Source organism: Geobacillus thermodenitrificans subsp. thermodenitrificans DSM 465 (assembly GCF_000496575.1).
GTDB classification, from domain to species: domain Bacteria; phylum Bacillota; class Bacilli; order Bacillales; family Anoxybacillaceae; genus Geobacillus; species Geobacillus thermodenitrificans.
The window spans coordinates 25,084-48,086 of the sequence record NZ_AYKT01000006.1 but is presented as its reverse complement, the minus strand read 5'-3'; the positions used below and the strand labels follow the sequence as shown (position 1 = coordinate 48,086).

Genomic DNA, 23,003 nt, shown 5'->3' with positions numbered 1-23,003 from the left:
GCACATTTTTACATAAAGAAGGTGGGTTGGGTTGGAAGGAAACGTGTTTATTGTCGGTCTCGGCTTGATCGGTGGGTCGATTGCTTTAGCCATTAAAAAAGCACATCCAGAAGCAGTGATCATCGGCTATGACGTCAGTGACCATCAACTCGGTTTGGCCCGTTCGCTTAAAGTGATCGACGAAGTCGTCCATTGTGTAGAGGACGGGTTTAGGCAAGCCGATTTGATTGTTCTTGCCACTCCGGTCATGCAGACGGAATTGTTGCTTTCCTCCATGCCGTGTGAGCGGTTGAAGCACGGCGTCATCGTCACGGACGTCGGCAGCACGAAGCAGCGCATCGTTCAAGGTGCGCAGCGCCTTTTGGAGCATGGCGTGGCGTTCATCGGCGGCCATCCGATGGCTGGGTCGCATAAAAGCGGTGTAGCAGCGGCGCGGGCTCATTTGTTTGAAAACGCCTTTTACATTTTGACGCCGACGGACGGAGTTCCACCGCAGCAGGTTGATAAGCTGAAACAATGGCTTTCCGGAACGAAAGCGCAGTTTGTCGTCTTAACTCCGGAAGAGCATGACCGCATCACTGGGGTGATCAGCCATTTTCCGCACTTGATTGCGGCGAGCCTTGTTCATCAGGCGCGCGAGTATGAAAACGAAAACGACCTCGTCAGCCGGTTGGCGGCCGGCGGGTTCCGCGATATCACACGCATTGCGTCAAGCAATCCGGAAATGTGGCGCGACATTTTTATCCATAATAAGTGCGAACTGCTCGCCATTTTTGACCGCTGGATCGCCGAAATGAAACGGCTTCGTTCGTTTGTCGAGGAAGAAAACAGCATTGCTATTTATCATTATTTTCTTGAAGCGAAACAGTTCCGCGATGGGCTGCCTGTGCGGACAAAGGGAGCGATTCCGTCGTTTTACGATTTGTATGTTGACGTACCGGATTACCCGGGGGTTATTTCCGAGGTAACCGGCTATTTAGCTCAGGAAAACATCAGCATTACGAACATCCGCATTATTGAGACGCGCGAGGAAATTTACGGAGTGCTCCGCCTTAGCTTCCAAAGCGAAGATGATCGGGCGCGGGCGAAAGCGTGCCTCGCCAAACATACGAATTTTGCGACATATGAAGGGTAGCAAGAAAAACAGTGGAGGGATGTTGCATGCAGCTGCCAACGAACGTATCCTCGCTTCGGGGAACGATTGAGGTGCCCGGCGACAAATCGATTTCCCATCGCGCTGTCATGCTCGGGGCGCTCGCTTCCGGACGGACGGTGATCGATCATTTTTTGCCTGGTGCAGATTGTTTAAGTACAATTGACTGTTTCCGCAAACTTGGTGTCGACATTCATCAAGACGGGACGAACGTCATCGTCGAAGGGGCAGGGTCCGGAGGGCTTCGTGAGCCGGCCGCCGTGCTTGATGTCGGCAATTCCGGCACGACGGCGCGCCTTTTGCTTGGCATTTTGGCCGGTCAGCCGTTTCATGCTTGCCTTGTTGGCGACGAGTCCATTGCCAAACGGCCGATGGCGCGGGTGACGAAGCCGCTCCGTGAGATGGGAGCACACATTGACGGGCGTGATGACGGAAACTATACCCCGCTTGCGATCCGCGGCGGCGCGCTTCGCCCGCTCCGCTATACCTCACCGGTGGCGAGCGCTCAAGTGAAGTCGGCGATTTTGCTTGCCGGTTTGTTTACTGACGGAGTGACGTCCGTCACTGAGCCGCACCGCTCGCGCGACCATACCGAACGAATGATTCGGTTGTTTGGCGGCGAAGTGAATGTTGACGGCCTAACCGTCTCTATTGCCGGTCCGCAGTCCTTACGCGGGACGCACATTTACGTTCCTGGCGACATTTCATCGGCTGCTTTTTTCCTCGTCGCTGGCGCGATTGTGCCAAACAGTGAAATTACGCTGAAAAACGTTGGCTTAAATCCGACAAGAACAGGCATCATCGATGTGCTCGAGCGAATGGGAGCCGACATTACGATTGACCATATCCGCAATGAGGAAACGGAGCCGATCGGCGATATTACAATCCGCACATCGACGCTTCACGCCATTGAAATTGGTGGTGATATCATTCCAAGGCTGATTGATGAAATTCCAATCATTGCCTTGTTGGCGACGCAAGCGGAAGGGACAACTATCATTAAAGATGCCAGTGAGTTGAAAGTAAAAGAAACGAATCGGATCGATACAGTCGTTGCCGAGCTGAAAAAGTTTGGCGCTGATATTGAAGCAACCGACGATGGCATGATCATTCGCGGCAAAACGGCGCTTTATGCCGATGGGATTGTCGTCGACAGCCACGGTGATCATCGGATCGGGATGATGCTGGCCATCGCTGCGTGCTGCGCGAAAGGAACGGCTCGCCTTGAGCGTCCGGAAGCGGTCGCCGTCTCCTATCCGGCCTTTTTTGCCGATCTTCGTTCTTTGCTGTAGTCTCAAGCGCCCTCGCCCCAAGTGGGCGAGGGGCATATTTTGCTTTGTTCATTCATATGTTGTCAATAAGAGGGATGGCTTCTCCTTACTTTTTGAAAGCGGATACATTTTTTGCGAGACAGCGCGTTGGCGGGCGGCGAGCGGTTCGGTTGCTGAAACGGCCATTGTCGATTATGATTAATCATGTTCCCATTGCAGTAGTACATAAATATTCAGACAGGGAGAGGGCGGATAACATCGCCCACTAAACAACAATCTGTCGCGATAAGAGAGGTTCACGGAAATGACACGCGTTGAACAAATCATTCGTCTAGTAGAAAACGGAAATGTTGACAAAGCATTGGCGCTCGTCCCGAAAGTGAAAAAGTATGGCAGCGATGAGGAGAAATATGAGCTTGCTGACTGCTTGTATGCATGGGGAATGCCGGAGGAGGCAAAAGGGCTGCTCGAGGAGTTGGCCGCCCGCTATCCGGATGATGGCGACATCCGCTTGTTTTTAGCTGAAGTGTATACGGAACTGGAAGCTGAAGATGAAGCGCTCGCCATTTTGGACGAGATCGGTGAAGACGATCCACAGTTCGTTCGGGCGTGCCTGCTAGCCGCTGACTTATACGAAATGCAAGGACTGACGGAAGTGAGCGAGCGAAAATTGCGCCAAGCGTATAAAAAGGCACCGGATGAGCCGGTCGTCCAATTCGCCTTGGCGGAATTGTATTTTTCGCTCGGCGAATACGCGAAAAGCGTGCCGTTTTATGAACAAGTGCAAAAAAGCACGCGCGAGATGGCTGGCGTTCTCTTGGTGGAACGGCTTGCCGAGGCGCTCACCCGATCCGGGGAGTTTGAGGCGGCCCTCCCGTATTATGAAGAAGCGCTCAACGAAAAAACGGACAGCCGGACATTGTTCGCCTACGGATTCACAGCCCTACAGGCCGGTTATGCACAAACGGCCATCGACAAGCTCAGCGCCTTAAAAGAGCTCGATCCAGACTATGCTCCCCTTTACTTATATTTGGCGAAAGCTTATGAACAAGAAGGACAGCTCCGAAAAAGTTATGAGACGGCGCTTGAAGGGATAAAAATCGATGAGTGGAATAAAGAGCTCCGTCTTTATATCGGCAAACTGGCCTTAAAGCTGAACAAACCGGCTGAAGCGGGAGAGCAGCTGAAAAAGGCGCTCGAGATCGATGGTGGCTATATTGAGGCACTTACTGTTTTATCGGCGCTTTGGCTTCACGAACAGCGCTATGAGGATGTAGTGGCGCTTTTGGAGCGGGCGATGGCTGACGGTGAATACGATCCGCAGTTTGAATGGGATTTAGGGCGCGCCAAACATCGACTCGAGATGTATGACGATGCATTAAATCATTACGCTGAGGCATATAATTTCTTTAAGAATAACGTCGATTTTCTTGAAGAGTACGGATATTTTCTCATCGAGGAAGGAAATCGGGCTGCAGCGAGAGAAATATTTCAACAAATCGTCGGTTTGGACCCGAGCCACACGGAGGCGGCCGAGATGCTGCTTGAGCTCGAAGAGTAGGGGAGAAGCGGTGATCGAACCTCTTTCTTGGAAACCGATCGAGGGGGAAGCGCACAATGACGCACGTATCCGTCAATGAAAAAAAAGAGTTCATCCGTTGGTTTTTAAGCCATTATCAGTTGAAACGGCGCGAATGTGTTTGGATTTTAAACTATTTGATGAGCCATGACCAGCTGATGCAAAAGGTGCATTTTGTTGAGAACGCCCAATATTGCCCGCGCGGCATCGTCATGTCGACCCACTGCGTGGATGATGTGCCGTTTCGCTTTTACAAAGGCAATGTGATGACGACCGATGCGGAGAAATCGTTCCATGATATCCGGTTGAACCGTGACGAAGATATTTACATTCAGCTCAATTTCCGCGCTTCTTTTCACTCGCCGCAATATGTTGCTGTACTTGAAGAAAACCCGTATGCACCGAAGCAGGCGCAAGTGAGCGAAAACGATCAGCGTCTTGCTGAGCAATTTTTAGAACGGTCCATTTATGAGTTCCGGCGTGAGCGGCTCATGAAACTGATCGATGAGGCGCTTGATCGCCACGACGAAGAGGCGTTTCGCCGGTTGACCGATGAATTAAACAAATTGTAACACCTTGCCGCAGGCAAGGTTTTTCTTTTGCCGAAAAATATGGTATGGTGATAAGGAACAAACTTTATGGCAAAGGGGAATAGCGATGAAATGGACAAGCGGAGACGTCGCCACCTACGAAAAAGAGCGCGACTACATTGATACGGCGCTCGTTCCGCTTTTGCCGGTGGCTGTCGGCCAAGGAGCGAGGCGGCTCGCTTCCGGCGGGGAGCTTGTCGGGCTCGTCGCCACCGAGGTCGAGCGGCAGCTGAGGGGGCGCGTGTTTTTGTTGCCGCCGTTTGTTTATTTTGTGGATGAACAACGGGATGAGCTGTTGGAAAGGCTGGCGAATTGGACAAACCGGCTCAGGCAGGAAGGGATGGAACATGTGTTTTATGTGACGTGCGATCGCACATGGCAAGAGGGGACGGAGGCCAGTCGCTTTTGGCTCGTTCCGACCGTTCCGCTCGAGAGCATGGATGAGTCGTATAAGCATGAACTCGTCCGCGAGCAGGCCGCTGAGCTGCTCCGCTTTTTCGTTAACCGCTGGACGAAAAGGTAGGCAAAGCAAAGTCCCACGTTTTGCCGTTTGTGATATTGACCTTGTCCAGCAATTGAGCTATCATTAGAATGTCCTAGTTTTCCATTGTGTTATACGTAAAATTGTCCGGTGTGGACTTGACTTTGCATAGAGGGGGGAAGACGATGAGCGACAACAAACATCGCGTAACGAGACGTCAATTTTTAAACTACACGCTGACCGGCGTCGGCGGTTTTATGGCAGCAGGAATGCTTATGCCGATGCTCCGCTTCGCCTTTGACCCGATCTTGAGAGAGACGGCAGGCACGGATATGGTCGCGGTAGCGGACGTCAAAGAGATCACGACCGAACCGAAGCGCTTCGACTTTAAAGTGAAGGTGAAAGACGCTTGGTACGAGTCGGAAGAACCGAGATCAGCTTGGGTGTATAAGGATGAAAAAGGGGACATTATCGCCCTGTCACCGGTTTGTAAACACCTTGGCTGTACGGTCGACTGGAATACGGACAAAAACAACCCGAATCATTTCTTCTGTCCGTGCCACTACGGGCTCTATACGAAAGACGGCACGAACGTTCCGGGGACGCCGCCGACAGCTCCGCTTGACCGCTACGAGTTCGAAGTGAAAGACGGAAAGCTGTATTTAGGCAAGGCGAAACCAAGAGGGGAGGCGTAATGCGTGTTAAACAAGCTGTATGACTGGGTCGATGAACGCTTAGATATTACGCCTTTATGGCGGGATATCGCCGATCACGAAGTTCCGGAGCACGTCAACCCGGCTCATCATTTTTCCGCCTTTGTCTACTGTTTTGGCGGACTGACGTTTTTTGTCACGGTCATTCAAATTTTGTCAGGCATGTTTTTAACCATGTACTATGTCCCGGACATTAAAAACGCGTGGGAGTCGGTTTATTATTTGCAAAACGAAGTGGCGTTCGGCCAAATCGTGCGTGGCATGCATCATTGGGGAGCAAGCTTGGTCATCGTCATGATGTTTTTACATACGCTGCGCGTCTTTTTCCAAGGGGCGTATAAAAAGCCGCGCGAAATGAACTGGATCGTCGGCGTGTTGATCTTCATGGTCATGATGGGGCTTGGTTTTACCGGTTATTTGTTACCTTGGGATATGAAAGCGCTGTTTGCGACGAAAGTTGGTCTGCAAATCGCTGAAGCAGTGCCGCTCATCGGTCCGGCGATCAAAACGTTGTTGGCCGGGGATCCGGAAATTGTCGGTGCCCAGACGTTGGCGCGCTTCTTTGCGATTCATGTGTTCTTCTTGCCGGCGGCTTTGCTTGGCTTAATGGCAGCGCACTTTTTAATGATTCGCAGACAAGGCATTTCCGGTCCGCTATGATCGGTCGGTTGGACGTTTTGAGGCGATAGAAAAAAGGAGGGAATCACGCAATGCATCGCGGAAAAGGAATGAAATTTGTCGGCGATTCCCGTATTCCCGCGGTACGAAAACCGAATATTCCAAAGGACTATTCAGAGTATCCCGGGAAAACGGAAGTGTTTTGGCCGAACTTCCTGTTAAAGGAATGGCTTGTCGGTTCGGTCTTTCTCGTTGGCTTTTTATGTTTGACCGTCGCCCACCCGTCGCCGCTCGAGCGGATTGCCGACCCGACGGACACGACGTATATCCCGCTGCCTGACTGGTATTTCTTATTCTTATACCAATTGCTCAAATATTCGTATGCGTCCGGTCCGTATACAGTCATCGGCGCGATCGTCATGCCGGGGTTGGCGTTTGGCGCTTTGTTGCTGGCTCCGTTTTTGGATCGCGGTCCGGAGCGCCGTCCGTGGAAGCGCCCGGTGGCGACAGGCATGATGCTTCTTACTCTTGCTGCGATCGTTTATTTGACATGGGAATCGGTCGTCACGCACGACTGGGAAAAAGCGGCTGAACAAGGGAAAATTCGTGCGGAAGTGGAAATTGATACGAACGCTGAAGGCTATAAAATCGCTCAAGCCAATACGTGTACGTCATGCCACGGGGAAAACTTGTCCGGTGGTGCCGGTCCGTCGCTTGTTGGCACCGGCTTGACAGCAGAAGAGATTGCGAAGATCGCTAAAGAAGGGCAAGGAAGCATGCCGGGTGGCATTTTTAAAGGCACGGATGAAGAGTTGCAAAAAATGGCGGAATTCATCGCCGGCTTAAAAGCTGAATAATCGTTTCACACGAAAAAGCTGACTCGCGTTAGTCAGCTTTTTTCGTACCTACATTGAATTGAGATGAGGTGCAAACGATGGCATGGCTTTATGCGATATTCGCTTCCCGGCCGGTTGTTTCGCTACTTTTGCTTGTGAATGCTGCCGGCACCGTTTACGGCTATTATTGGTATCGTTATCAGTTGGCGGAAACACCACCCTTGTTTTTGCCATTTGTGCCCGACAGTCCGACGGCGAGTCTTTTTTTTCTCATCGTTCTCGGCGCCTGGCTGCTCGGTCGGCAGACACCGCTGTTTGAAGCCCTTGCCCTTGTGACACTTGTCAAATACGGGATTTGGGCGGTCGTCATGAACGTGCTCGTTTGGCGCGTCACCGGAACGCTTGACTGGGCAGGATGGATGCTCATCGTTTCCCATGGGGCCATGGCGGTCGAAGGCATGCTGTACGCTCCGCTTTACCGATTTCGTCCGGTTCATCTTGCCTTGGCAGCGGTTTGGACGCTGCATAACGATGTCATCGACTACGTATTTGGCATGATGCCACGTTATCATATGTTGGATCATTATGCTGATCAAATCGGTTATTTTACGTTTTGGCTCAGCATTGCCTCCATTGCCGTGGCGTATTGGCTTGGCATCCGCACACGGCGACAGTCGTTCTCGCTTCCTCCCGCATAGCAGTGGAATAGGAGTAACAAGGGAGGAAAATTTGCCCTATCGCTTGATCGCAGTTGCTTGGTCTACTCTTGTCCACTCCTTCATACATTGTAGTAGTGAATGAGGGAGGGACGAGGATGAAACGAATCGGGCTGGCCATGTTGTTATCGATCGCCTTTTTATGGCCAGCGCTCGTTGGCGCGGCCGAATCAATGGAAAGTTGGAAACAGCTTGACGACATTTCCGACGAGGCGCTGCAATTGGCGAAAAATGAGCGTTTTGCTGAAGCCAAAGAAGTGCTCCTTTATTTTTCTGAACGGTTTTTCGCTCTTGGAGCGAGAGAACGGTTAAAATCGGCTGACGAGCTGAGGGCGGTGACTGTGACGCACGAACACGCGGTAAAGGCCATGACAGCATCGATTCCAGCGGAAGACAAAATCGCTGCTCTTACGCAGTTCCGTCTCGTAGTTGATGCCGTCCAATCGACGCATCAGCCACTTTGGTCAGAGATGAAGCCGGCTGTCATGGAGGCGTTCGCTGCGATGGAAAAGGCGGCGGAACGTGGGGAGAGAGAGGCATATGACGCTGCCTTTCGCCAATTTATTGATCGCTATACATTAATTGAGCCGAGTGTGAAAATTGATGTACCGCCAAAAGCGGCCAAAAAGGTTGACGGCAATCTGGAAGCACTGCAACCCGCCTCATTTTGGCAGCTTGCCAAAAACGAGCAACGAGAGCAGCTCGCCGCTGCACGCCGCGATGTCGAAGCGCTATTTGACGGGGTGAAAAAAGATGAAGCTGATCCATCACTCATTTGGGTGATGATTTCGACTGGCGGAGTGATTGTGTTGACGCTGACATACGTCGGCTGGCGGAAATACAAAGGGGAAAAAGAGGAAAAGCGGGCGCGACAGCCGGAAGAATAGGCGCCGCCTCGCTTTCGGAGGGGGAGGGTTCCCCCTCCTTTTTATGTTTGAATTGGATGGCATCTAGCGAATTCAGCGTATGCCGCCCGCGCGAGCGCCGTTCCGGTTATTATTGTTCAAGCGGTCGTTTTTGTTCATCAAGCGTAAATCCTTCACCAAGCACATCGTGCACATCGGTGACGGCAACAAAGGCGTGCGGGTCAACGGACATAATGACGTTTTTTAAGCGTGGCAGCTCGTTTTTAGCGACGACGCAATATAAGACGTCACGGTCGCGCTTCGTATACGAACCTCGTCCTTTTAACACGGTGACGCCGCGTTCCATTTCCGTCAAAATCCGGTTGGCGATTTCCTCACTTTTTTCTGAGATGATCGTCGCCCCTTTCGCCGCATAGCCGCCTTCTTGCATAAAATCAATGACTCGGGCGGCGAGAAAGACGGCGACTAACGTATACATCGCCTCGCGGTACGAAAGGTAAAGAAGCGACAGTGTAATGACGGCGGCATCAAAGGCAAACATCGTTTTGCCCATGCTGATGCCTTTATATTTATAGACGAGGCGGGCGATAATGTCGACACCCCCGGTTGTGCCGCCGTAGCGGAAGATGATGCCGAGGCCAACGCCGATGAAAACGCCGGCAAACAACGCCGCGAGCGTCATATCATGCTGAAGCGGCATATGAATCATGTAGCGTTGAAAAATGGATAAAAACATTGAAACGGCGACGGTGCCGAGCACGGTATAAAGAAACATTTGACGACCAAGCAGCTTCCAACCGATAAAAAAGAGCGGGATGTTGAGCGCCAAGTTGGTGATGGCCGGATCAAGCCCAAACAAAAAATAAAGAAGAAGCGTAATGCCGGTAAAACCGCCTTCCGCCAAATTGTTTTGCATGTTGAAATGGACGAGGCCGAAGGCAAAAATAGCAGCGCCAAGCAAAATAAATAAACTGTTTTTCATTTTTAAGCCGAAAATCATATCGTCCCTCCGTCCACAAAAATAGTCGGCGTCCTTAATTATAGAGGAACTTGCCTGCGCAGGCAACGATGGTCGAAAGCAGGGAAAATTGACGACTGGCGAAAACATTTGTCAAATGCGCCGCTTTTCGCTAACATGGAAACAGACGAGGTGATGGTCATGCAGGAGAAAACGATGAAACAGATGCAACGCGAAGTGGATGAATATATCGGGCAGTTTAAAGAAGGTTATTTCAGCCCGCTCGCCATGCTCGCGCGGCTGACCGAAGAGCTCGGCGAACTGGCGCGTGAAGTGAACCATTATTATGGGGAAAAGCCGAAAAAGGTAACGGAAAAAGAAAAAACAGTGGAAGAAGAGCTGGGCGATTTGTTGTTTGTACTCATCTGTTTTGCCAATTCGCTCAACATTGATTTGCAGGAGGCGCACGACCGGGTGATGGACAAGTTCCGGATCCGCGACCGTGACCGTTGGACGCGAAAGGAGGAATCTCAATGACGATTCGCATCGTCATTGCCGGGCCACGCGGCCGCATGGGCCGTGAAGCGGTGGCACTTGTGCAAAGAACAGACCATTTTGAATTGGCTGCGGTCATTGACCGCCGCTATGACGGGCAAAATTTGGCCGACATCGATGGATTTGCCGGCATCGACGCTCCGATTTATACTGATGCTGTCCGCTGCTTTACCGAGGTGAAGCCGGATGTGCTCATCGATTTAACGACGCCCGAGGTCGGAAAACGACATGCTGAACTGGCGCTGCGCTACGGCGTCCGTCCAGTCATCGGCACGACCGGGTTCACGCCGGAAGATATCGAGCGGCTGACGGAGCTCGCTGAGACGAACGAAATCGGTGCGATCATTGCCCCGAACTTTGCTGTCGGCGCGGTGCTGATGATGAAGTTTGCCCGCATGGCGGCAAAATATTTCACTGATGTAGAAATTATCGAACTACATCATGACCAAAAGCTTGACGCGCCATCAGGGACGGCCCTGAAAACCGCACAGCTTATCGCTGAAGTGCGTCCGTCGAAAAAACAAGGCCATCCGGATGAAAAAGAAACGCTTGCCGGCGCGCGTGGGGCTGCATACGACGGCATTCCGATTCATAGCGTTCGCCTGCCAGGGTTTGTCGCCCATCAGGAAGTCATTTTCGGCGGCGAGGGACAGACGCTGACAATCCGCCATGATTCACTCGACCGCCGCTCATTCATGTCTGGAGTGAAACTAGCGGTGGAAACGGTTATGCATTTACATACGCTCGTCTACGGGCTTGAACATATTTTGGAATAGCGCAAACAGCGCAAACGGGGGAGAGAACAAGATGAAAATCGCGTTAATTGCCCATGACGAAAAAAAGGCGGAGATGGTGGCGTTTGCGACCGCCTACGCGCCTGTGCTGGCAAACCATGAACTGTACGCCACGGGCACAACCGGCTTGCGCATTCAGGAAGCGACCGGACTCGCCGTCCATCGCTTTCAGTCCGGGCCGTACGGGGGCGATCAGGAGATCGGAGCGATGATCGCCCGCAATGAGATGGACCTCGTTATTTTTTTCCGCGACCCGCTTACCGCCCAGCCGCACGAACCGGACATTAGCGCATTGATGCGCCTTTGCGACGTCTATGCTGTGCCGTTAGCAACGAACATTGGGACGGCGGAGCTGCTCATTCGAGGATTGGAGCGCGGTGATTTGGCATGGCGCAACATCGTCCACGGCCGGGCGAAAAGCGGGGAGGAAAAGGAAACAGAAAGGTGACAGCGATGGTGGAAACATGTGATCTGTTAGCGTTTGGCGCCCATCCGGATGATGTCGAAATCGGCATGGGCGGGACGATCGCCAAATATGTGCGGCGCGGGTACCGCGCTGTCATTTGTGATTTAACAAAGGCAGAGCTGTCGTCCAACGGAACCGTTGACGAACGGCAGAAAGAAGCGGCTGAAGCGGCCCACAGGCTCGGTGTATCGGAACGGCTGAATCTCGAGCTGCCTGACCGCGGTCTTTATGTCGAAGAAGAGGCGATTCGCCGTATTGTTGCGGTCGTTCGCCGCTATCGGCCGCGGCTTGTATTCGCCCCGTATTGGGAAGACCGCCATCCAGATCACGGGCAATGCGCCCGCCTTGTCGAGGAGGCGGTCTTTTCCGCCGGCATCCGCCGATATGGAGACGGCGAGCTTGGCGATGCGCACCGCGTCCGCTCGGTGTATTATTATATGATTAATGCCTTTTGCCGTCCGCATTTCCTTGTCGATATTAGCGAAACAGCTCAGGACAAGCTGGCGAGCCTGCGCGCCTATGAAAGCCAGTTTGAAAAACGACCTGGTTCGGTTGACACCCCGCTGACAAACAACTACATTGAGATGATCGAAAGCCGCGAGCGCTGGTTCGGCCAGCAAATCGGTGCGGAGTATGCCGAAGGCTTTTTGGCAAAAACACCTATTCATCTTTTCGATTTATTTGAGGGAGTGCGATGAAGCTGAAAATAGGAATTGTCTGTTATCCGACGGTCGGAGGCTCAGGGGTCGTTGCCACTGAGCTCGGCAAACTGCTTGCCGAAAGAGGACATGAAATTCATTTTATTTCGTCAAGCATGCCGTTTCGGCTGAACAAAGTATACGGAAACATTTACTACCATGAGGTGAGCGTCAACCAATATTCTGTTTTTCAATATCCGCCGTATGACTTGGCGCTAGCGAGCAAAATCGCTGAGGTAGCGAAGCGGGAACAGCTCGATGTGCTTCATGCCCATTACGCCGTTCCACACGCAGTCTGCGCCGTACTGGCGCGGCAAATGGTTGGCGAACTGCCGATCGTCACAACGTTGCACGGCACCGATATCACCGTGTTAGGCTACGACCCGTCGCTTTCCGATATGATCAAGTTCGGCATCGAGCAGTCGGACATCGTCACAGCGGTGTCTAGCGCCCTTGTCCAGCAGACGTACGAACTGCTTGATGTGCGAAAAGAGATCCATACAGTTTACAATTTTGTTGACGAACGCGTCTACCACCGTCGGGAAGCGAGCCATTTGCGACAGGAGTACGGCATCGGTGAAACGGAGAACGTCATCATTCACGTTTCTAATTTCCGGAAAGTAAAGCGCGTGCCTGATGTGGTGCGCGCGTTTGCCATCGTGCGTCAGCATGTGCCGGCCAAGCTCTTGCTTGTCGGCGACGGCCCGGAAATGACTGTCGTCTGCCGTCTCGTCAAAGAACTCGGGCTCAACGACGACGTCCGATTTTTAGGGAAACAGGACAAACTGGAAGAGCTGTATTCGATCAGTGATGTGATGATGCTCTTGTCGGAAAAAGAAAGTTTCGGGCTCGTTTTGCTAGAGGCGATGGCGTGTGGCATCCCGTGCATTGGCACGGCGATTGGTGGCATTCCGGAAGTGATTGAAGATGGAAAAAGCGGCTTTTTATGTGCGCTTGGCGATGTCGAAGAAGCGGCTCAAAAAGCGCTCGCACTGCTAACCGACCGCCGTTTGCATAGCGAAATGGCAAAAGAGGCGGTGCGAACGGTCGAGCAAAAGTTCCGTTCGTCCGATATCGTCGGGCAGTATGAGCAGCTGTATGCTTCACTGGCAGCAAGGAAGGTGAGAGGATGAAACCGCCATTCCAACAGGCGCTTGGTATCATCCGACAGCTAAATCGGCATGGCTATGAGGCATATTTTGTCGGCGGCGCGGTGCGCGATCTGTTGCTTGGGCGTCCGATCGGCGATGTCGATATTGCGACGAGTGCCTTGCCGGACGAAGTGATGGCGATTTTCCCAAAAACGATTGATGTCGGCTCGAAACACGGTACAGTCGTCGTCGTGCACGAAGGAACGGCCTACGAAGTAACGACGTTCCGCACCGACGGCGACTATGAAGACCACCGCCGTCCTGAGTCGGTGACGTTCGTTCGTTCTCTTGAGGAAGACTTAAAACGGCGCGATTTTACGATGAATGCCATCGCCATGGACGAGCACGGGACAATCATTGACCCGTTCGGGGGACAAGAGGCGATCGAAAAGCGGCTTATTCGCACTGTCGGAGAAGCGGACGCGCGGTTTCGTGAAGATGCGCTCCGCATGATGCGGGCCGTCCGCTTTGTCAGTCAACTTGGATTTTCACTCGCTATCGACACGAAGAAGGCGATCATCGCCAACGCACCGCTTCTCGCCCATATTTCGGTTGAGCGGATGACGATGGAGATGGAAAAGCTGCTCGCCGGCCCGTTTGCTGCCGAAGCGTTGCCGCTTTTGGCCGAAACAGGGCTATCCACCTATTTGCCGGGGTTGGCTGAAAAAGGCGAGTGGCTGCGACGGGCGGCCGCGTACCGCTGGCCTTGGCTCGCGGCGCGCGAGGAGCGGTGGGCGCTTTTGTGCCACGCCCTTGGCGTCAAGGAGAGCCGTCCGTTTTTGCGCGCATGGAAGCTACCGAATAAAGTGATCGATGAAGCTGGCGCCATTTTGGCGACGCTCGCTGCTGTCCCTGAACCGGCCGCGTGGACGAATGAGCAGCTGTTTTTGGCCGGCCTCAAGCGGGCACTTTCGGTTGAGGTGGTCCGCGCTGCTTTGACCGGAAAGCCGTACGAACCGCAACATGACGAGCTGCGTCGCCGCTTTGCCGCCTTGCCGATCAAAACGAAAGGTGAGCTGGCGGTTAACGGCAAAGTGGTCATTGATTGGATCGGGAAACCAGCCGGTCCGTGGGTGAAAGAGACGCTGGATGCCATATGGCGGGCGGTCGTCAACGGTGAAGTTGAAAACGAGAAGGAGCGGATTTACGCATGGCTCATGGAGCGCAGTCGGACACAAGAAAAAAACTGTTAGAACTATTTGCCGAGGCAAACGGTGAATTTCTGTCCGGACAAAAGATCAGTGAGCAGCTCGGTTGTTCGCGGGCGGCCGTATGGAAACATATCGAGGAGCTGCGCAAAGAAGGGTTTGAACTCGAAGCGGTGCGCCGCCTCGGCTACCGAATCGTGAGCACGCCGGATAAGGTGACGGCAAACGAAATCCAACTCGGATTGAAAACCGAAACGCTTGGCCATCAGATCCATTTTTTTGAGGAAGTCGATTCGACGCAGCGTATCGCGGCGAAGCTGGCATATGAGGGAGCGCCGGAAGGGACGCTTGTCATCGCCGAGGAGCAGAAAGCCGGGCGCGGGCGTTTAGACCGGAAATGGTTTTCCCCACAAGGAACCGGTATTTGGATGAGCCTTATTTTGCGGCCGCCCATTCCCCCGCAGCAGGCGCCGCAGTTGACGTTGCTTGTTGCCGTGGCGGTCAGTCAAGCGATTCAAGAAGTAACCGGGCTTGTCCCGGACATTAAATGGCCAAACGATATTTTGCTTCACGGTAAAAAATGTGTCGGCATTTTAACCGAGCTGCAGGCCGACCCTGACCGCGTCCGTTCGGTCATCATCGGCATCGGCATTAACGTGAACCAGACGAGTGCGCAATTTCCCGAGGATATCTGCGACATCGCCACATCGCTTGCCATCGAAAAAGGGGAGCGCATAAAGCGCGCGCCGCTCATCCAAGAAATTTTACTTCAGCTTGAGCGGTTATATAAGCAATATTTGGAGCATGGCTTCCGTCCAATTAAGCTTCTTTGGGAAGGATACGCGGTTTCGATTGGCAAGCCGGTGACAGCAAGGACATTGGGCAGGGTGATACGCGGCATCGCGCGCGGCATTACCGATGACGGTCTGCTGATCCTCGAGGATGAACAAAACCAACTTCATTATATTCATTCGGCCGATATTCAACTGTAAATTTCCACTGGAAAAATTGTGACAATTTTGTTAAAATACAAGGCGAGGAAAAGGGCAGTATCTTTGTCGAAAAGAACTGCACCGCGCCGGCAACATGAATGAATAAAGATAATCTGCCTTGATCCTTGCAGAAGGACTGGGACAGAGGGGTGAACGAAACCGACGGTGGTTTATGGCGTCCTTCTTTCTCAAGGCGGGAAAGAAGGACGTTTTGTTTCGGTCGCGTCATCTCCTCTGCAATCAAAGAGGAGGGAACAAAGGTGAAGACGAAAGCCGATTTTTTCCGCATGAAGCAGGCGGACGAGCCGATCGTGATGGTGACCGCCTACGACTTTCCATCGGCGAAGCTTGCTGAACAGGCCGGGGTGGATATGATTTTAGTCGGCGATTCGCTCGGCATGGTCGTGCTCGGTTACGACTCGACGATCCCGGTGACGGTCGATGACATGATCCACCATACGAAGGCGGTCCGCCGTGGTGCGCCGAACACGTTTATCGTCACGGACATGCCGTTTATGTCGTACCACGCCTCCAAGGAAGAGGCGTTGCAAAACGCCCGGCGCATCATGCAACAGTCGGGGGCGAACGCTGTCAAAGTCGAAGGGGCGGATGAAGTCGTTGAGACGATCGCCGCACTGACGAAAGCGGGCGTGCCGGTCGTCGCCCATCTCGGGCTAACGCCGCAATCTGTCGGCGTCCTTGGCGGCTATAAAGTGCAAGGCAAAGATGCGGAAAGCGCAAAAAAGCTGCTCAATGATGCGAAACAGTGCGAACAAGCAGGAGCGATCGCGCTCGTCTTAGAGTGTGTACCGAAGCAGCTTGGGGCGGCTGTAGCCCGAGAGCTTACCATTCCTGTCATCGGCATCGGTGCCGGGGCGGAAGTCGACGGCCAGGTACTGGTTTACCATGACTTGCTTGGCTACGGTGTCAACCGCGTGCCGAAGTTTGTCAAACAATACGCTGCCATTCAAGAGACGATCGTCGAGGCACTGGCCAACTATATCGCTGATGTCAAACTGCGCCAGTTTCCGGAGCCGGCGCACACGTTTACGATGAAGGAAGAAGAATGGGTGGCCTTATACGGAGGAAAACAATCATGATCATCGTTGATCGGATTAGTGAAATGCAGGCGCTGATGCGTCAATACCACCGCGAAGGAAAAACGATCGGGTTCGTCCCGACAATGGGTTATTTGCATGAAGGACATGCCGCCCTCATCGATCGGGCGCGTCAGGAAAATGACATTGTCGTCTTAAGCGTTTTTGTCAATCCGCTTCAATTTGGGCCGAACGAAGATTTTGCCCGCTATCCGCGCGATTTTGAGCGCGATCGGCATATCGCCGAACAGCACGGAGTTGACGTGCTGTTTCATCCGGAGGCAGGCGAGATGTATCCGGGGCCGCTCACGGTGCAAGTCGTCGTGAAAGCACGCACGGATGTGCTCTGTGGACGGTCGCGCCCCGGCCATTTTGACGGCGTGGCAACGGTGCTTACTAAGCTGTTTCATATCGTCATGCCTGACCGCGCTTATTTCGGTCTGAAAGATGCCCAGCAGGTAGCTGTTGTCGACGGCTTGATTCGCGATTTCAATTTCCCGATTGAGCTCGTGCCGGTACCGACGGTTCGCGAGGCCGACGGGCTGGCGAAAAGCTCGCGCAACGTCTATTTATCGCCGCAAGAACGAGAGGAGGCGCCGGCGCTCTATCAGGCGCTGCGCGCGGCAGCGGCAGCCGTCGATGGCGGAGAGCGGAGCGCTGATGCCATTCGTCGTCTTGTGAAAGAGCATATTGAAGCACATACGCACGCTGAAATTGATTATGTCGAAGTGTGTTCGTATCCGGATTTGGCGCCGCTTGAAACGCTTCACGGAACGGTGCTCGTCGCGGTTGCCGTTCGGTTTGCGAGCGCCCGCTTGATCGACAATATCATTCTTGAGCTGCCTAAGGCGCATAGACAAGAGGATTAGGGGGGATCGCCCATGTTTCGTACACTCATGAACGCCAAAATTCATCGTGCCCGTGTAACGGAAGCAAACTTGGATTATGTAGGCAGCATTACAATCGACGAAGATATTTTAGATGCGGTTGGCATGGTGGCTAATGAAAAAGTGCAGATAGTGAACAATAATAACGGGGCCCGCTTTGAAACGTACATCATCCCCGGAGAGCGCGGCAGCGGCGTCTTTTGCCTAAACGGTGCGGCCGCCCGCCTTGTGCAAAAAGGGGATATCATCATCGTCATTTCGTATGCGCTCGTTCCTGAAGAAAAAATCGCTATGCATCGGCCGAAAGTTGCCATTATGGACGAAAACAACCGCATCGCACAGCTCATTGCTGAAGAGCCGGCACATACGATTTTATAATGGGGCAAAAAAGGGGCTTTCCGCCCCTTTTCGTTTTGAGGTGATCATTGATGGCAATGCGCTTTGTCATTATTGACTTAGAAACAACGGGAAACGTACCGAAAAAAGGCGATCGAATCATCCAGCTCGGCATGGCGGTCGTTGAGGACGGCTCGATCGTCAAGCGGTTTGCCAGCTTTTTTAACCCGGAACAACCCATCCCGTTGTTCATTCAACAGCTGACGAACATTGACGAACAGACAGTTGAGGGAGCGCCGCTGTTTGCTGACAAGGCGGACGAGATTACAGCTATGATGGAAGGCGCGTACTTTGTTGCTCATAATGTCGATTTTGATTTGCCGTTTTTGCAAGCCGAACTCGAACGAGCCGGGTGGCCGCCGTTTACCGGTCCGACGATCGATACGGTCGAGCTTGCTCGCATCGTACTGCCGACAGCGGAAAGTTATAAGCTTGGTGACTTGGCCAAACAGCTCGGCCTCCGCCATGATCGTCCGCATCAAGCGGACAGCGATGCGGAAGTGACTGCGAAGCTGTTCATCGCCTTGCTTGAGCGGCTTGGCCGTCTGCCGCTTGTGACACTCGAACAGTTGCGGCGTCTTGCCCGCCATTTGAAAAGCGATATTTACTCACTTCTTGACCTTGTCATCACTGAAAAACAGAAAGAAGCGCCGATGGACAATACCATCGCCCTTTACCGCGGCATTGCGCTGAAAAAGCCGGCGTCAAAGCCGGAATCAGGCGATGATGAGAAGCGCCTCGCTTCGGTCTCATTTGCAGCCTTTTATGAACAAGCGCCGTCCCTTCCGCTTCCTGGCTACAAGCGGCGTGAAGGGCAGTGGGAAATGATGCAACTCGTTTATGAGGCGCTGTCTACATCTCAGCATGCGCTTATTGAGGCGGGAACAGGGCTTGGCAAATCGCTTGCTTATTTCATCCCGGCTGCCTTTTTTGCTTGCGAGCGACAAGAACGGGTTGTCATCAGCACACATACGCTCCAACTGCAAGAGCAGCTCATCCGCCGCGATTTGTCGGTGCTGCGGCAAGTCGTGCCGCCCCCGCTTCGCGTCGCCGTCTTGAAAGGGAAGCAAAACTACCTTTCCCTTGACAAATTTGCTTCGTTTTTGCCTGAGCCGTGCGATACATACGATGCGGCGCTCTTGAAATGTCAGATGCTGGTCTGGCTGCTTGAGACAGATAGCGGTGATTTAGATGAATTGAACGTATCATCCGGCGCTCGTCTCTTGTTGTCCGCGCTTGCCATCGGAGAAGAGGAGGACGGCGGACGGCATCATTTTTTCGCTCAGGCGAAACGACGTGCCGAACAGGCTGATATTGTCATTACCAATCATGCGTTTTTGCTTCATGACTTGACTGCCTCTACGCCGCTTTTGCCGCCGTTTCGCCATCTCATCATCGATGAGGCGCATCGGCTTGAGGATATCGCTGCTCGTTATTTTGGCGAGCGGATCGACTATGTGTCATTTCGCTTGTTAACTGCCAAAATGGCGCAAACGCTCACGAAATGGCTGGAAGCAGAGCAAGGCGAAGTGAAAGCCGTCCTTGCTCGTTGCCAACGGCATCTTGAAGGGCTGCAATTTGAAGGGGACGAGCTGTTCCGCTTGCTGCGCCGTTATGCGTTAGAGAGAAAGCCGGCGCGGGCGGGGCGTTGCCGCTGCCGTTTTTCACCGGCGGACGAGCATGGGCGCACGTGGCAGGCGGCTGTTGAGCTATGTTGGCGTTTGCGTGATTTGACGGCGGCGCTGCTTGCAGAGGCAAAGCCAATCTTACCTGTTGCTATGACTGACGCTATCACACTGCCGGCCTCGCTGGCCGCCGACCTTGCGGCGCTAAATCAGCAAATGAACGCCCTCGTTCGGCTGCTGACCGAAGCGGAGCCAGGAACGGTCCGCTGGATTGAAGCCGATGAAAAAGGGGCGGCAAACGCTGTCCGGCTTTATTCGCAACCCGTCGATCTTGCTGACTTTTTTGCCGATCAGTTGTTTATGAAAAAACGGAGCGTGATTTTGACGTCAGCCACACTTGCCGTCCGCGGTCGATTCTCTTATATGACGACGCGTCTTGGCTTGGATGATTTTTATCCGATCTGTCACTCGTTTCCGGCGCCATTTCGCTATAAGGAGCAGGTCGCGCTCTTTGTGCCAACGGATATGCCGCTTGTTTCTGCCGTGCCGCTTGAGACATACGCCGAAGCGGCAGCAGCGGCCGTGCTCTCGATCGCCCGGCACGTTGGCCGGCGGGTGCTTGTGTTGTTTCCGTCGTATGAGCTGTTGAAAATGACGGCTGAAGCGCTGAAAACGGAAGAAGCGGACGAGCCGTTCGTTTTGATTGCTCAAGGAATGCAAAGTGGCAGCCCGGCCAAGCTCTTGCGAACATTTTTGCAATTTGATCATGCCGTGCTGTTTGGGACGAGTGGCTTTTGGGAAGGGATTGATTTACCGGGTTCGGCACTCGATGCACTCATTATCGCCCGATTGCCATTTGCGCCTCCGGATGATCCGGTGATGGAGGCAAAAAGTGAACAGATTCGCGCCGCCGGCGGTGATCCGTTTTACGAGTTGTCGCTTCCCGAGGCGGTGCTCCGCTTTAAGCAAGGATTCGGCCGCCTCATCCGCACCGAGCAGGACAAAGGCGCCGTGTTTGTTCTCGATCGTCGGCTGACCACCGCTTCATACGGCGCTGATTTTCTCGCTTCTCTGCCGCCGCTGTCGGTATATGATGGAACGCTTTCCGAGCTGCTTGACAAAGCGGATGCATGGCTTTCATGAGACAAGCGGGATGAACAGTCGGTTCGTTTTCAGGGAGAGGGACGGCTGTACAAGACGTTCATAAAGAGAAATGAAACGGTGCAATCTAAAGATTAAAGATGGCAGCTGGCAAAAAAATACCCCGCGTACAGCGGGGGGAGAAAAGAAGCAAATTTGCGTTGGAGGTGTAGGCGGGCAAATTTGTTATGAAATGGTCAGGCAAACCTGCTATAATAGGGAAGAAGCACAACTGCGATGGCAGCTTGCAGCCTCGCCGTTTACCTTCGCCGGCTCGGCCGCAGAGGCGTGAAGAAGCGCAACTGTGATCATAACCTTACTGTATTTGTATTGTTGCCGGAGCCGCCGGCGTGTATAAGTAACAAAATTTGCGCCGTACAGGAGGAAACAACGAAAATGGAAAGCAAAATTGAAGTGCTCGCCACCGTCAAAATCCAGCATTCCGATGATTTGTACAAAATTGTTGACTGCTTGAATCGGACGCTGAAGCGCGACAATTTGATGTTTGGGCTTGCTTTGGATGAAAACGATAAACGCCAAGCGGTCTTTACGATTTATCGGACGTGATCGCCATGAAAAAGTGGGGATGGCTTGCTCTAATTTTTTGGGGTATCCTCATTTGGCAGGCATGGTCGATTTACGGTGAGGCGATGGTGCCAAAACGGTCAATGGTGGAAAAAGCGTTTGCGCGGGCGAAGGAAGCGGTTGGGCTTGTCGACGTGAAGAAAGTCTATACATATTATGGCGATGAAGCATGCACCGTATTCATCGGCCGGACGAAACAAGAGGAGACAGACGTCGTTGTTTGGGTGCCGGAAAAAAAGGGGGATATCGTCGTCAAGAAAGCAAATAGCGGCATTAGCGAAGCGGAAGCACGCGCCATTTTACAACGCGACCGACATCCGCAACGCGTGATTGACGTGACGCTTGGCATGGAAAAGGGCGTACCTCTTTGGGAGTTGACATATATCGATGCAGAAGGAAGGTATTCGTTTTATTACCTCCATTTTGCCGATGGTTCATTCTTAAAGAGGTACAGTTTTCAACGTTGAGCATATGAGGGGGAAGAAACGATGAAATTGGCAAAACGGGTGGCGTCGCTGACGCCATCGGCGACATTGGCCATTACGGCGAAAGCAAAAGAACTAAAAGCGGCCGGGCATGACGTGATTGGTCTCGGAGCTGGCGAACCGGATTTCAACACGCCACAGCACATTCTTGATGCCGCCATCAAGGCAATGAACGAAGGACATACGAAATATACACCATCGGGCGGTTTGCCGGCGTTAAAGGAGGAAATTATAAAAAAATTCGCCCGCGACCAAGGCTTGGATTATGAGCCGGCTGAAGTGATTGTATGCGTCGGAGCGAAGCACGCCCTTTACACGCTGTTCCAAGTATTGCTCGATGAAGGCGACGAAGTGATCATTCCGACGCCATACTGGGTGAGCTATCCGGAACAAGTGAAACTGGCGGGCGGTGTTCCGGTTTACGTCGAAGGGCTTGAACAAAATCATTTTAAAATTACGCCGGAGCAGCTGAAACAGGCAATCACGCCGCGGACGAAAGCGGTTATCATCAACTCGCCGAGCAACCCGACTGGCATGATTTATACAGCCGAAGAGTTGAAGGCGCTTGGTGAGGTGTGCCTAGCGCATGGTGTATTGATCGTGTCAGATGAAATTTATGAAAAATTGACTTACGGCGGGGCGAAGCATGTGTCCATCGCTGAGTTGTCGCCGGAGCTGAAGGCGCAGACAGTCATCATTAACGGCGTGTCAAAGTCGCATTCGATGACGGGCTGGCGCATTGGTTATGCGGCGGGGCCGAAAGATATTATTAAGGCAATGACAGATTTGGCGAGCCACAGCACGTCCAACCCGACGTCAATCGCCCAATACGCGGCCATCGCTGCTTACAGCGGGCCGCAGGAGCCGGTCGAACAAATGCGCCAAGCGTTTGAACAACGGCTCAATATCATTTACGACAAGCTCGTGCAAATTCCAGGATTCACGTGCGTTAAGCCACAAGGGGCGTTTTATTTGTTCCCGAACGCCCGCGAAGCGGCTGCAATGGCCGGCTGCCGCACGGTCGACGAGTTCGTCGCTGCCTTGTTGGAGGAAGCGAAAGTCGCGCTTGTGCCCGGCTCTGGGTTTGGAGCGCCGGATAACGTTCGCTTGTCATACGCGACATCGCTCGATGCACTGGAAACCGCCGTGGAACGCATCCACCGGTTTATGGAAGCGCGCGCTTAACAAGCGGCGGCTTTGCCC

General features: G+C 53.0%; 25 protein-coding genes. 24 read left to right on the top strand and 1 reads right to left on the bottom strand.

The genetic code is table 11. The features are described from left to right. Positions 1 to 31 precede the first annotated feature (31 nt). From DSM465_RS0106795 to ypjB, 10 genes are all read left to right on the top strand, one after another. Positions 32 to 1,135, top strand: coding sequence for a prephenate dehydrogenase (locus tag DSM465_RS0106795; RefSeq protein WP_008879605.1), 1,104 nt, complete (start codon positions 32 to 34; stop codon positions 1,133 to 1,135). Positions 1,136 to 1,161: 26 nt separating this feature from the next. Then, positions 1,162 to 2,445, top strand: a complete 1,284-nt coding sequence (gene aroA / locus DSM465_RS0106790) for a 3-phosphoshikimate 1-carboxyvinyltransferase (protein WP_008879604.1) — start codon at positions 1,162 to 1,164, stop codon at positions 2,443 to 2,445. 283 nt (positions 2,446 to 2,728) lie between these two features. After that, positions 2,729 to 3,985: a tetratricopeptide repeat protein gene (locus DSM465_RS0106785; protein WP_029760969.1), complete on the top strand. Its 1,257-nt coding sequence runs from the start codon at positions 2,729 to 2,731 to the stop codon at positions 3,983 to 3,985. Positions 3,986 to 4,041: 56 nt separating this feature from the next. After that, on the top strand, positions 4,042 to 4,575 hold the full coding sequence (locus DSM465_RS0106780; RefSeq protein WP_008879602.1) for a ReoY family proteolytic degradation factor: 534 nt from the start codon (positions 4,042 to 4,044) through the stop codon (positions 4,573 to 4,575). A gap of 85 nt (positions 4,576 to 4,660) precedes the next feature. After that, positions 4,661 to 5,116, top strand: coding sequence for a YpiF family protein (locus DSM465_RS0106775; RefSeq protein WP_008879601.1), 456 nt, complete (start codon positions 4,661 to 4,663; stop codon positions 5,114 to 5,116). 143 nt (positions 5,117 to 5,259) lie between these two features. Beyond that, the gene (gene qcrA / locus DSM465_RS0106770; RefSeq protein ID WP_008879600.1) at positions 5,260 to 5,769 is read left to right on the top strand and encodes a menaquinol-cytochrome c reductase iron-sulfur subunit; all 510 of its coding nucleotides are present in this window, start codon (positions 5,260 to 5,262) and stop codon (positions 5,767 to 5,769) included. 3 nt (positions 5,770 to 5,772) lie between these two features. Further along, positions 5,773 to 6,447: a menaquinol-cytochrome c reductase cytochrome b subunit gene (gene qcrB, locus DSM465_RS0106765; protein ID WP_008879599.1), complete on the top strand. Its 675-nt coding sequence runs from the start codon at positions 5,773 to 5,775 to the stop codon at positions 6,445 to 6,447. Positions 6,448 to 6,497: 50 nt separating this feature from the next. Continuing rightward, entirely contained in the window at positions 6,498 to 7,262 is a 765-nt protein-coding gene (locus tag DSM465_RS0106760) for a menaquinol-cytochrome c reductase cytochrome b/c subunit (protein WP_008879598.1), read from the top strand. 77 nt (positions 7,263 to 7,339) lie between these two features. Further along, the gene (locus DSM465_RS0106755; RefSeq protein ID WP_008879597.1) at positions 7,340 to 7,939 is read left to right on the top strand and encodes a lipoprotein heptaprenylglyceryl N-acetyltransferase LhaT; all 600 of its coding nucleotides are present in this window, start codon (positions 7,340 to 7,342) and stop codon (positions 7,937 to 7,939) included. Positions 7,940 to 8,055: 116 nt separating this feature from the next. Then, positions 8,056 to 8,844, top strand: a complete 789-nt coding sequence (ypjB, locus tag DSM465_RS0106750) for a sporulation protein YpjB (RefSeq protein WP_008879596.1) — start codon at positions 8,056 to 8,058, stop codon at positions 8,842 to 8,844. A 109-nt stretch (positions 8,845 to 8,953) separates the two neighbouring features. On the opposite strand, the gene DSM465_RS0106745 is transcribed toward ypjB, so the two are convergent. Next, positions 8,954 to 9,823 (bottom strand): YitT family protein, encoded by an 870-nt coding sequence (locus DSM465_RS0106745; protein WP_008879595.1) that lies wholly within the window; start codon positions 9,821 to 9,823, stop codon positions 8,954 to 8,956. 159 nt (positions 9,824 to 9,982) lie between these two features. On the opposite strand from DSM465_RS0106745, the gene DSM465_RS0106740 reads away from it, so the two are divergent. From DSM465_RS0106740 to DSM465_RS0106670, 14 genes are all read left to right on the top strand, one after another. Further along, positions 9,983 to 10,318 carry a nucleotide pyrophosphohydrolase gene (locus DSM465_RS0106740; protein ID WP_029760968.1) on the top strand — a complete coding sequence of 112 codons (336 nt, stop codon included), beginning with the start codon at positions 9,983 to 9,985 and terminating at the stop codon, positions 10,316 to 10,318. Beyond that, positions 10,315 to 11,112 (top strand): 4-hydroxy-tetrahydrodipicolinate reductase, encoded by a 798-nt coding sequence (gene dapB / locus DSM465_RS0106735; RefSeq protein ID WP_008879593.1) that lies wholly within the window; start codon positions 10,315 to 10,317, stop codon positions 11,110 to 11,112. The genes DSM465_RS0106740 and dapB overlap by 4 nt, the downstream gene beginning before the upstream one ends. A gap of 31 nt (positions 11,113 to 11,143) precedes the next feature. After that, positions 11,144 to 11,578, top strand: a complete 435-nt coding sequence (gene mgsA / locus DSM465_RS0106730; protein WP_008879592.1) for a methylglyoxal synthase — start codon at positions 11,144 to 11,146, stop codon at positions 11,576 to 11,578. A 5-nt stretch (positions 11,579 to 11,583) separates the two neighbouring features. Continuing rightward, complete coding sequence (gene bshB1 / locus DSM465_RS0106725) at positions 11,584 to 12,294, top strand: bacillithiol biosynthesis deacetylase BshB1 (RefSeq protein WP_029760967.1); 711 nt, start codon at positions 11,584 to 11,586, stop codon at positions 12,292 to 12,294. Beyond that, positions 12,291 to 13,427: an N-acetyl-alpha-D-glucosaminyl L-malate synthase BshA gene (gene bshA, locus DSM465_RS0106720; RefSeq protein WP_008879590.1), complete on the top strand. Its 1,137-nt coding sequence runs from the start codon at positions 12,291 to 12,293 to the stop codon at positions 13,425 to 13,427. Before bshB1 ends, bshA begins: the two co-directional genes overlap by 4 nt. After that, positions 13,424 to 14,638 (top strand): CCA tRNA nucleotidyltransferase, encoded by a 1,215-nt coding sequence (locus tag DSM465_RS0106715; protein WP_008879589.1) that lies wholly within the window; start codon positions 13,424 to 13,426, stop codon positions 14,636 to 14,638. Before bshA ends, DSM465_RS0106715 begins: the two co-directional genes overlap by 4 nt. After that, complete coding sequence (locus DSM465_RS0106710; protein WP_029760966.1) at positions 14,596 to 15,585, top strand: bifunctional biotin--[acetyl-CoA-carboxylase] synthetase/biotin operon repressor; 990 nt, start codon at positions 14,596 to 14,598, stop codon at positions 15,583 to 15,585. Before DSM465_RS0106715 ends, DSM465_RS0106710 begins: the two co-directional genes overlap by 43 nt. A 260-nt stretch (positions 15,586 to 15,845) precedes the next feature. Next, positions 15,846 to 16,685 (top strand): 3-methyl-2-oxobutanoate hydroxymethyltransferase, encoded by an 840-nt coding sequence (gene panB / locus DSM465_RS0106705; RefSeq protein ID WP_029760965.1) that lies wholly within the window; start codon positions 15,846 to 15,848, stop codon positions 16,683 to 16,685. Beyond that, positions 16,682 to 17,551 (top strand): pantoate--beta-alanine ligase, encoded by an 870-nt coding sequence (panC, locus tag DSM465_RS0106700; RefSeq protein WP_008879586.1) that lies wholly within the window; start codon positions 16,682 to 16,684, stop codon positions 17,549 to 17,551. Before panB ends, panC begins: the two co-directional genes overlap by 4 nt. Before the next feature lie 12 nt (positions 17,552 to 17,563). Continuing rightward, entirely contained in the window at positions 17,564 to 17,947 is a 384-nt protein-coding gene (gene panD / locus DSM465_RS0106695; RefSeq protein WP_008879585.1) for an aspartate 1-decarboxylase, read from the top strand. 50 nt (positions 17,948 to 17,997) lie between these two features. Next, entirely contained in the window at positions 17,998 to 20,733 is a 2,736-nt protein-coding gene (dinG, locus tag DSM465_RS0106690) for an ATP-dependent DNA helicase DinG (protein ID WP_029760963.1), read from the top strand. Between the two features lie 393 nt (positions 20,734 to 21,126). Next, on the top strand, positions 21,127 to 21,297 hold the full coding sequence (locus DSM465_RS18865; RefSeq protein ID WP_008879583.1) for a YpmA family protein: 171 nt from the start codon (positions 21,127 to 21,129) through the stop codon (positions 21,295 to 21,297). Between the two features lie 5 nt (positions 21,298 to 21,302). Next, positions 21,303 to 21,782: a cell wall elongation regulator TseB-like domain-containing protein gene (locus DSM465_RS0106675; protein ID WP_029760962.1), complete on the top strand. Its 480-nt coding sequence runs from the start codon at positions 21,303 to 21,305 to the stop codon at positions 21,780 to 21,782. Between the two features lie 21 nt (positions 21,783 to 21,803). Then, a complete protein-coding gene (locus DSM465_RS0106670; RefSeq protein WP_008879581.1) occupies positions 21,804 to 22,985 on the top strand; it encodes a pyridoxal phosphate-dependent aminotransferase in 1,182 nt (393 codons plus the stop codon). Positions 22,986 to 23,003 lie beyond the last annotated feature (18 nt).